The sequence below is a fragment of the Shewanella sp. 4t3-1-2LB genome, assembly GCF_017368415.1.
GTDB lineage: Bacteria > Pseudomonadota > Gammaproteobacteria > Enterobacterales > Shewanellaceae > Shewanella > Shewanella fodinae.
The window spans coordinates 1-8255 of sequence record NZ_JAFNJD010000073.1 but is presented as its reverse complement, the minus strand read 5'-3'; the positions used below and the strand labels follow the sequence as shown (position 1 = coordinate 8255).

7 protein-coding genes, 1 pseudogene and 1 CRISPR repeat array are annotated in these 8255 nt (G+C 41.3%); of the genes and pseudogenes, 3 read left to right on the top strand and 5 right to left on the bottom strand.

Going from position 1 to position 8255, the window contains the following annotated elements; translation table 11 throughout:
- Nucleotides 1-290, bottom strand: a pseudogene (locus J3L11_RS18150) (hypothetical protein); the annotation flags it as partial.
- A gap of 103 nt (nucleotides 291-393) precedes the next feature.
- Here J3L11_RS18150 and J3L11_RS18145 point away from each other — a divergent pair.
- Nucleotides 394-711, top strand: a complete 318-nt coding sequence (locus J3L11_RS18145) for a helix-turn-helix transcriptional regulator (RefSeq protein WP_207571896.1) — start codon at nucleotides 394-396, stop codon at nucleotides 709-711.
- 12 nt (nucleotides 712-723) lie between these two features.
- A CRISPR array of direct repeats spans nucleotides 724-1411; the repeat unit is 28 nt; unit sequence TTCTTCAGCTGCCTACGCGGCAGTAAAC.
- 130 nt (nucleotides 1412-1541) lie between these two features.
- Here J3L11_RS18145 and cas6f read toward each other — a convergent pair.
- The 4 genes from cas6f to J3L11_RS18125 are packed head-to-tail and all read right to left on the bottom strand — an operon-like array spanning nucleotide 1542 to nucleotide 6516.
- The gene (gene cas6f / locus J3L11_RS18140) at nucleotides 1542-2144 is read right to left on the bottom strand and encodes a type I-F CRISPR-associated endoribonuclease Cas6/Csy4 (protein WP_133040702.1); all 603 of its coding nucleotides are present in this window, start codon (nucleotides 2142-2144) and stop codon (nucleotides 1542-1544) included.
- Between the two features lies 1 nt (nucleotide 2145).
- A complete protein-coding gene (csy3, locus tag J3L11_RS18135) occupies nucleotides 2146-3216 on the bottom strand; it encodes a type I-F CRISPR-associated protein Csy3 (RefSeq protein WP_207571895.1) in 1071 nt (356 codons plus the stop codon).
- A gap of 1 nt (nucleotide 3217) precedes the next feature.
- Entirely contained in the window at nucleotides 3218-5311 is a 2094-nt protein-coding gene (locus tag J3L11_RS18130; RefSeq protein WP_207571894.1) for a type I-F CRISPR-associated protein Csy2, read from the bottom strand.
- Nucleotides 5305-6516: a TniQ family protein gene (locus J3L11_RS18125; RefSeq protein ID WP_207571893.1), complete on the bottom strand. Its 1212-nt coding sequence runs from the start codon at nucleotides 6514-6516 to the stop codon at nucleotides 5305-5307. Before J3L11_RS18125 ends, J3L11_RS18130 begins: the two co-directional genes overlap by 7 nt.
- Nucleotides 6517-6855: 339 nt before the next feature.
- Between J3L11_RS18125 and J3L11_RS18120 the strand changes: the two genes are divergently transcribed.
- Together J3L11_RS18120 and J3L11_RS18115 are read left to right on the top strand one after the other, a co-directional pair.
- Nucleotides 6856-7161 (top strand): hypothetical protein, encoded by a 306-nt coding sequence (locus tag J3L11_RS18120; RefSeq protein ID WP_207571892.1) that lies wholly within the window; start codon nucleotides 6856-6858, stop codon nucleotides 7159-7161.
- A partial coding sequence (locus J3L11_RS18115; protein ID WP_207571891.1) for a hypothetical protein occupies nucleotides 7161-8255 on the top strand: 1095 nt, incomplete at its 3' end. The genes J3L11_RS18120 and J3L11_RS18115, both read left to right, overlap by 1 nt.

Here is an 8255-nt window from a genome sequence, read left to right as displayed (position 1 = left end):
CAATAAAGACTAGTAGCCAACGTATCTTTTTTGCTGACTACCGGCAGCTTTCTGAACTCATCTGTCACATAAAAACGCTTTTGTCGACCACGACCAATACACTTAAGCCAGCCATTCCGCTGAAATAACGCTAGCTGACGATAAACCCTTTTGCGAGCTTCATTCGCTTCTTGGTTAGATGGTTCAAACTGCAGAAGAGCATCCCGCGCTTCAATGATAGAAAAGGCATCCATTTCTTTTTCAATTAACAGTTTGTACATGATTGCATTGATTTTTTTAGAACGTTTCACTTTTCAATCAAGAGCCTTTGAAAACTTAGGATTGCTAAGTATACAAAATTAAGTAAAACTTAGACAATCTAAGTTATCTAAAGGCTATAAAATTGATGATTTCGTGGAAGATAACCCGATACCACTTAGGCTCAAACAAGCTCGCAAACGTGCTGGCATCACTCAAAAGAACTTGGGGGTGATGATTGGTATGGAAGAAAGTTCTGCTAGCGGCCGTATGAACCACTATGAAAAAGGGAGGCATGTCCCCGATATCAGCACACTGCGAAAGCTAGCGAAGGCACTAGGTGTGCCTATGAGCTACTTTTTTTGTGAGGATGATCTGTCGGCCGAACTAGCAATAAAAATTGAAAAGTTACCTAAAGCAGAAAAAGAAAAATTGCTGCAATTTATTGAAAAATTACAGCAATCTAATGAATAAATTCCATACTGCTTATGTATCTGCCTATGCGGCAGTAAACATCATCCGCTTATAAAAGCCTGAAGGTCTATTTTCTTCAACTGCCTACGCGGCAGTAAACAACCCAGGGATATTGAGTTCTGTCGGCCCAGTTTCTTCAGCTGCCTACGCGGCAGTAAACATTGATTTCGACAATAGATTATCAATTCTTGCTTCTTCAGCTGCCTACGCGGCAGTAAACGCAGTATTGAGAATCTGATGTTGGTAACCCAATTCTTCAGCTGCCTACGCGGCAGTAAACAGCAATTCATCCCGGAGCTTGTTCATGCTCTGTTCTTCAGCTGCCTACGCGGCAGTAAACAAGTACCTAGCACTGGCAGCGCCGAATTTTACTTCTTCAGCTGCCTACGCGGCAGTAAACATAAAGCTGGCACAATGCACCCGCCGGCCATTTTCTTCAGCTGCCTACGCGGCAGTAAACATGTTGCTAAACCTGCGTTGGCCGGATTATTTTTCTTCAGCTGCCTACGCGGCAGTAAACGTCACTGGGAATTGCTCTGGAATACACGGTTATTCTTCAGCTGCCTACGCGGCAGTAAACCTAAAGAAGCGCTCGCGTGGTTTAAGCGCAAATTCTTCAGCTGCCTACGCGGCAGTAAACCGTCCAGACGTGTCGGAGCCGTTCGAGGTGATTTCTTCAGCTGCCTACGCGGCAGTAAACAATGAACATTTACTCTCTACTCATTTAAAAACAGATAGTTAAGCTCTATCAGAACATTTAGCCTTTTCTTCTTGCTTTATAAGAATCACACTATGAATCAATATGTTAATGTCGCAATCAAAGAATAAGGTCAAAGTAATCCTTTGAGTTCTGGCACTGTTCCTATCGCACAAGTTCTATCTGATAGTCCATAGCCATTAAAAAGATGTATAACTTCATTTTCAGCCACTTCCTTTTGGATATGAAGTATGAATTCTTGTCGAGTACTCATACTTTTAGCAGGAACACTATGGCTCAGTGCATATTCCGTTTCATGATTATAAGGTCTAGGCACATATTCCTCTCCTCTAGCCGCAGCTCTTCGCTTAAGTCGTTCAACTCGCCTTCGCACGCTACCTGGAAACCGCTTTGAGTAGTGTTGATTTCTTAAAAACCGAACTTGGATACATTTTTCAGGCACTTTTATTATTTCACTTACAGAGAAGAAGCCAAAATCACTCATTCCGATGAAATAGCGTTGTTGTGAAAACTGAGCAAGCAATGATGGATCTTCATGTACAAAGGCAATTTTGGAGCCAAGAGTTCTATCTGACCAATCAGGGAAAGTTACTCCTAAGCCTTGCACATTATGTCTTGCGACAAAGCCGTGAAGGATTGATAAACACTTACCAGCGAGCACATTTGCATTGGCTTCTTTGGGAAGATATCTCACTACAAAACAGTATCGTGCCATCTCAAGCCTCCTGCTTTTTCTTTACGCGACGAGCCTGTTTTTGCTGGAACATTCCGCCTTTGATAAGCACAGCAAACAAGTAGGTTAAAGATTCGGGCATTTCAGCCACAGTAGATTTCCTATCGATTTGCTCTAACCGTGTTAGATAGTGATCAGCGCTCATAAAGTACGAGTAAAAATCACTTTCAGACTCAGGCTGCCGGTGTGCAATGCCTATTTGTCCATCTGCGCCATACTCATGCACCCTTAAACGCTTATCGCTTTCTGAGTGCCACCAATCATCAATGGATTGGATAGCCGCACCAATTTTCACTGAGTTAAAACTTACGGCCTCAGTGCCATCAATACACTTTACCTTGGCAAATTGTTTTGTTGGCAGACCATCTTGTCTTTCAGTTATGAGGACTTGGCTTGGGAAAACCTCTTGGCAGAAAGCCACATCCAGTTTTGCGGTGATATCAGCATGCCAAAAGACACATGGATTAGTGAGTGCGAACAGAAACTCATCCGTTAACGCATTTAAAGCTTCTGATGCTTCATTAGGCCAACGAGATCCCCAAGTGATCTCTCTTATGTCGTCAACTACATAGGAGTTACCATTACTGGTTACGACAGTAATACTTGTCGCCCCTGCGTACTGATTGCGCCATAACCAAGTCCCTAATAAAATATTTTTACAGTAGCGCTTAGCCAGTTCTTGATAACCACCTAACTCTTTAAATTTTGTCGCTAACGCAGACAATGTATTAAACACATCAACATTACTGCAGCCTGAGGGAGCCAGAGAGTTAGCTTTCACTCTTAGCGAAAAACGGCAGTAAAGCTCTGAGATATTCGGTGGAACGTAGCATTCTTCAACAATCACGGGATTCGCATAAGCTAGGTCTTGCGGTGCCAGATTCTTTGGTGTTGAATCAGCGTTATACCCTTCGGTAATACCTACTTTTTGCCCTCTAATACGCGCAACACTAGCCTGTAATGGCACAAAGTCACTTTCAGGAGTCTTGTAGTAAAAGACTGCCTTCCCTGGATATAAAGAGCGGTCGTATTTGAGTATTTCACATAATTCCATATCAAGCCCTTCCCATTAACATTGAATCTTCCTCAACATCTAACTGCCAAAAAGCACGTTGGTAGAAATTGCGCGCGCCCTGCATCCTAATTTCAATCTGTCGAGTAAACTCCACTAAACCTATCGCTGATTCGGCATAGCAATGCTGGCTAGCATGAGCACCTGTTCGGTGCTTCGGCACTTCCAAGAACAGATAGCCCAAATGCGTAGGCACAAATGCTCGATTAATTTTGTTGATATCTGCAATCTCGTTGACAGAGCTAATCGTTTTACGCGTTGGCAACACCCATCGACCGCTATACGGCAACTGACCAACATCTTTAAAAAATGTGGCTGAATTTTGATGTAATTGGCACCAACTCACAGTTGATGATGAGACCGGTGGAGGCAACAACGTGCCACCGGCAAGACGAGCAGGTAGATGGGCCTTTAGAGCATCCTCAGCATTCGCTAATTGAGCTAATTCGTTTGCCTCACCTTCAATACGAACAACAAGATCAAACGTCATGTCACAATATCGACCTTCAATTAACCCTCGGCGTTTAAACTCCCGCTGCTTTGTGCCAGCCATATCAAACTCAGGTAGCTTGGTTTCAGTAGAGGATGAATAGTTTCTAATAAACCAGGAAAATGCAGCGCAGCGGATGTTTATTTCCAACGATGTATTCAACTCTCTCTGATAGTGGTGCAACATTCCCCAAATCGCAGTTAAAGATGGAATACCTGAGCAGTACATATTTGATAATGCCGAACCATCAAACAAGCGAAGAGCCTTTATGTGCAGATAACCCACGTTCATGTCATCGTCATCGCCTAGGTGAGATGCTGATTCAATCTGAGATAATGCCCAACGGATCTGCTTTCGAAGCACAGGCATTAAACGAAACTCAAAGGCAAAATGTTGTGTCTCATGGTAGTTCGAGAGTTGGTTATTCAGGCATGCAAATAAAGGATTTACGAATTGCTTGAGAGACGAAACGGGAGCAAGCAAAAATTCATATTCGCTGGAATCCGAAATGGCTGATAATTTTCCAATTATTTGAGGTTCGTTGTCGATGGCCTCTCGCAGCTCAAACAGCGGCGCAAGCCACTGCAATATTATCGTTCTCAGCAACTTTTGTTGTGTATGTAACTGAATACGTTGTTGTCTACTAGTCGCGATATACCCTAGCCTCGATAATCTCTCCAATAAAGCTATGAAATCTTTACGGCGTAACACCTTAGAGTTAAGTATTGAACCAACCTCAGCTAGCCTGCCAAGATGGTTTTGTGGAAAGCTCTGCTCCTGACGCGCTAGATTCGGCGGGTAATGCAGCACCTTTACTCGTCCGCCCAGCGACGAAACTAATCCGCCTACAGCAGCTGGGCGAGTAAAACTCAGCTGAGTAGTTAGGGCATAACTACGTTGAATGGCGAGTAGCATCGCCGAGCTAATGACAGGGGTAAGCGCGATATAGTCATCGCGAAAAGGCATACGAATTTGCGATGAGTTATGGTCAACGGTGTCAGGAAACTCTATTGGCGGCAACAACCTATTGAGAGAATCACTCACGATCTTCAAGTCTTGAACCTTGCCTCCCATCGATTGAAACGCAGCTTTCCATTCAGGTTCAATCTCTTTAAATACCTTTGCCAAAGAGCATTTTTGACTATGCCAAATAAACTCAGCAGCGAACAACTTGGTATAATTCACTTTCTTCGCATCATGAGCCCAATCAACAAACATCGGAACATCTGCGCTACTAAGCACTTTTGCTTGTTGATTCGGTGGCAAACTAAGTATGCGTTGCATACTTACTCTGATATCTGGGTATTTAAGATTATGTGTGTGAAACCAAGCAACTTCATCCACGCAACAACTGAGAAAATTGGAATTTGCTAATTGCTTTTTCGCGATTAGTTTATCAAGCAGATCATCCGGTTTATCTTTGGCTGACCACGTCAAATTAATCAAAATGACGAGTGCTATTTGCTCTAGGCCTGATACATCAAAAAGCATGCTAGAGCGGAGTGCGAAACCGCGTTTCAACTGGGAAGTACGCTCTTTTACGTCAGTAATATTCAATACTGTTTCAAGCGGGACAATGTTCACCATAACGACATATACACTCCGTCCATGCTCCCAAAGCTAGTCCGCAATTCAAATACTTGTCGAAGATAAAATAGCCCAACATGAGGTTCAATTTTTTGATGCGATGCTAACCGTTTAGCACTAACTAAGAGACCATCTTCCAACAGCCGATAGACCTGTTCTATCGATGTATTTAACACCGCTGCCGTTTCAGCAATACTTAGCAACAAATCGGCTTGATTAGGTGTTTTTGAACGCGGGAAACGTTCTGTAAATGCAGAAAAATATGACATCACTGTGCGGTGAATAAATGAATTACCACGGCTAATAGAGTCAAAATTAGCAGCAGTGGCGATGATGTCGCCATAGACTTTGCTAAAAAAGGTTCGATTAAACACATCAAGCATGTATTGCTCAGCGTTAGCTGTGATTTCATCCAACTCTCGGTAAAGCTGAGATGGCCATTTTTCAAAGTAATCTATGCCATCTAATAACGGACGAGAGTAGCGCTTATGGAACCATAGCAGCGCGGATAATCGCTCAGATACAGAAAGAGGTGATAGAACGTTAGGCAACCTCTGAGACTGGCCAGCATCAAAGCAACCAGACAGCTGAAGCAGATCCTTTGAGGACACAGATGCAATAGCCTTCGTTAAATCAAAACCACAGGAACAATGAGTAATTGATTCATTCCACACATAGTTCAATGCTATGCCACATTGAGGACAGCTATCGACTAGCTTTACATGATGCTTGGTACATTCTTGATAGGGTTCAAAGTGCCAATTCTGACGGATATAAGGAGCCTCTGCTAAACACTCTGGGCAGATAGGGAATGCTGATTCTTGATCATTCCCACGAATAAAACTCGCAGGAATCGTTGTACCGGCACGAGAAATTGCAGCGTATTTTCCCAAAAGCCTTACGTCTGAGCGTAACAGCGCTAGTTTAAGCAACTCCGCAGGCTGATGCCCCAATAGTGATGCAACCAGAGCCAATGCTCTAATACGGAAGTGACTGCTCGTTTGCGCATAAATCACATTGAGTTGAGACAACTCAAGCGGAAATGCACCGTGAGCTTGATAGTCTTGAGCATACAGTTCATCTCGAATAGCAAGACTCAACTGGCGATAAGAAGCGAAGCTGTTACATTCCGTGACCCGCAGAAGATAACTCTCTAACGTTTCGTCAAAAAACGCCAGTTGCTCTGGTAAAAATAGAAAAGACACTCATTACATGCCTAAAGTGTTGAATGATTGTTCCAACCTACCGCATTTGAGCGTTTTTTCAACACCAGTATCGATTTACCCTATAACAACCAGCTTAAAAGTATCACCACAACAATGGTTACTTGTGGGATAACGCACAATAATTAACTTGTCAAGGATCTGTGTATCACATACACTTTGCTTATTATTAAGACATAAAAGCACTGTAGTCACAGTGCTTTTATGTCTTAATAATAGTAAGTGTTCTATATGTAGTTATTTTTTGTGTTTATCTAACAACATGTAGTTGTAAACATTAGTTTAGTAGTTATTGTACATTTGGGAGTGCAAGGAGGTACTATGTTATATGCAGTTCCTCAGAATGAAGCAGGATCTTTAGAATCCATCAAGCTAATTCTTAAGCTTATAGCCACAAACAGCGACGTCCCTGACTCATTAAGAATGATGGCTTATGATGTAGTAAAAGAAGCCTTTTCTTTAATCGTCCAAAATGGGGAGATGTTAGAGATTCCTCAACACAGAGAGTCCATTTCTTTAGCTATGGAAATACAGCGAACACATGGATTAGATACCACGCTGAGCAATATCACATCGCAAGGAAATTTGTTGCCTCAATCTGCCCAACAGGTATTAGACTATATTTAATGTTAGCACAAACACAACTTACACTTGTAGGGAAAAAAATTAGGGAGATTTCAGAGTCTCCCTATTTTTCTAAGAATATTAATGAATACTTATCATATTTAAAAAATATTGCTGACAAACTAAGTGAGGAAGGAAGTAATATTAATGAAGGAATAGTTATTGCCTCTACTATTTTCATTACAGATGCTGTTAATTTTTTTTCTGGTAGCACTTCAAAAAAAATACCATATGAAGTCGTTTATTGTCTCAACGATGCATGCCAGCAATGGACGGATGAAAACACTCTAATAACTACAGCCCTATCATCTGATATTCACGGATTCTATTTTGAATACGTAAATCTTTCGACACAAAATATTATAGAGCAAACATTAAATATCAAACCAAGCCATGATTTAATAAAAATATCTTTACCAGAAATTTATAGAAGAAGGCCTTTATGTTCTACTCCACTTTACCACGAGTTGGGACACTACATTGACTCTACTATAGGATTCTCTGAATTTGCATCATTGAATTTCTGCAAAAAAAACAAATTTGATATATTACCAATTTTTCATAACTTCGATAAAAATACATGGTCTAATCCCGATAAAAAGGAACTGATTGATCATAAACAAGAAATGTGGACAAATCATTGTCGTGAATATTTTGCAGACCTGTTTAGTGCTCAATTTGTAGGAAGAAGCGGTGTTGACTTTTTACAGCGCTTAGCAGGCAATGCCGATGCGAGTTTCACTCATCCATCAACAAAAGACAGAGTTAAAGTAGTTGAAGATTTTTTATCTGGAAATTCTAATACTGTCGTAGACATGTTGAACAACATTATTTCTCTTTTTAGTAAAGCAAACAAAGTTAAACAGTCGGGATTATTAAGACCTTCATCACCTCCTGATATCACATCATGTTTTGACAACATACGCCCATTTCCTATAACTGATCGTTCTCATCTCCATTCTTTCATTAATGAGGCTTGGGATTATCTATGTAAAACATGGGACAATCCATCTGGAGTGTGGAGTGAATTATCTAAGGATACAATAGAAAGCACGGTCAATGATTTAGTGGAAAAATCAATAAGAAACTTTATGATT

Bases quoted from the DNA above. Each gene is read 5' to 3' on its own strand.
- cas6f (WP_133040702.1), bottom strand. From the start codon at position 2,144: ATGGCACGATACTGTTTTGTAGTGAGATATCTTCCCAAAGAAGCCAAT.
- csy3 (WP_207571895.1), bottom strand. From the start codon at position 3,216: ATGGAATTATGTGAAATACTCAAATACGACCGCTCTTTATATCCAGGG.
- J3L11_RS18130 (WP_207571894.1), bottom strand. From the start codon at position 5,311: ATGGTGAACATTGTCCCGCTTGAAACAGTATTGAATATTACTGACGTA.
- J3L11_RS18120 (WP_207571892.1), top strand. From the start codon at position 6,856: ATGTTATATGCAGTTCCTCAGAATGAAGCAGGATCTTTAGAATCCATC.